Genomic DNA, 1,132 nt, shown 5'->3' with positions numbered 1-1,132 from the left:
TTCAGCGCCCACCCGCTGTCAGTGCTCAACGGACCACCCAGTTTGGGATCACCGGAACTGCTGCTCCCGCAGGTATTATCATCGAACCAATTAGTACCGAATAAATGATAAGCGCCATGTCCTGCACAGTTGTTTTTAGACGATCCTGCTATAACCGTATTGACCAACGTGGTATCCGAACCGAACCCGTTGCTCCCGTAAATACCAATGCCATTACCCGTCGTTCTATACAGGGTGGTGTTTTTGAGCGTCATACGACCCTCCATGTTATTCAGGGCAGCCCCCACGTCCTCATTGCTGGGATCGCCAGCATTGTCTGACAACGTGACGTTCATGAGCATCACCTTACCCTTAAAGTTTTGGATCGCTCCACCGGCTGACATTGCTGTATTGTGATCCAGCGTCGTGTTATTGATTATCAATGTACCGCTTGCGTCGTTGTAGATTGCACCACCAGCGCCGCTTACGCCATCCCCTGCTTTTGCCGTGTTGTAGCTCAACCGGCAGTAATTGATCGTTAGCGTGCCGTGGTTCCAGATGGCGCCCCCATAATCAGCAAAGCCGTGCACAAGTCTGAGCCCCTCCAGGGTTACCGTTTTTCCCTGATTAACGCTCAGCAATCGCGTGTGCATGTTGTGGTTACCTGTTCCACTGAGAATGATATCGGGTTTGTGGTCTCCATCAACGTCACCGTTAATGACGACGCTTTTATCAAGGGTGATATGTCTGGGGGCGTGGCCGGAACCCAGCATAAAGATGGTATGCTTTTTAAGCGATGGATCAAACACAATCGTGTCACCGTCATTGGCCTCCGTTAGGATTGCCCTGAGTGATCCAGGGCCCAAGCTCTCATCGTTGGTGACTGTCAACGTCCGTGGCACGCTACCGCCATACTCCACCGCTCCAATATCGCAGGTACCCACGCGCTGTGCTGAGCGTTGGTCACGTACCGTACAGGTTTGCGGATTGCCCGCATTGATGAGGCCGCTTTTCCCGGACGGCATCATGGTTTCCGTATAACCCCCGTTATCTTGCAATGACCCCAGTTCAGGATTGCCGGAATTGGTACCCAATGTAGCGCCAGTGCCCGATGCGACGCCATTCGGACAGCTATCATCGTCAAACCAACTGT

General features: G+C 52.7%; 1 protein-coding gene. It reads right to left on the bottom strand.

All coding sequences use genetic code 11. The features are described from left to right. On the bottom strand, nucleotides 1–1,073 hold a 1,073-nt coding region (locus ACOCD2_RS21160; RefSeq protein ID WP_293653376.1), incomplete at its 3' end, for a choice-of-anchor Q domain-containing protein. Nucleotides 1,074–1,132 lie beyond the last annotated feature (59 nt).

The sequence above is a fragment of the Thiolapillus sp. genome, assembly GCF_048562965.1.
GTDB classification, from domain to species: Bacteria; Pseudomonadota; Gammaproteobacteria; order Chromatiales; family Chromatiaceae; genus Thiolapillus; species Thiolapillus brandeum_A.
This window is presented reverse-complemented; position numbering and strand designations above follow the sequence as displayed.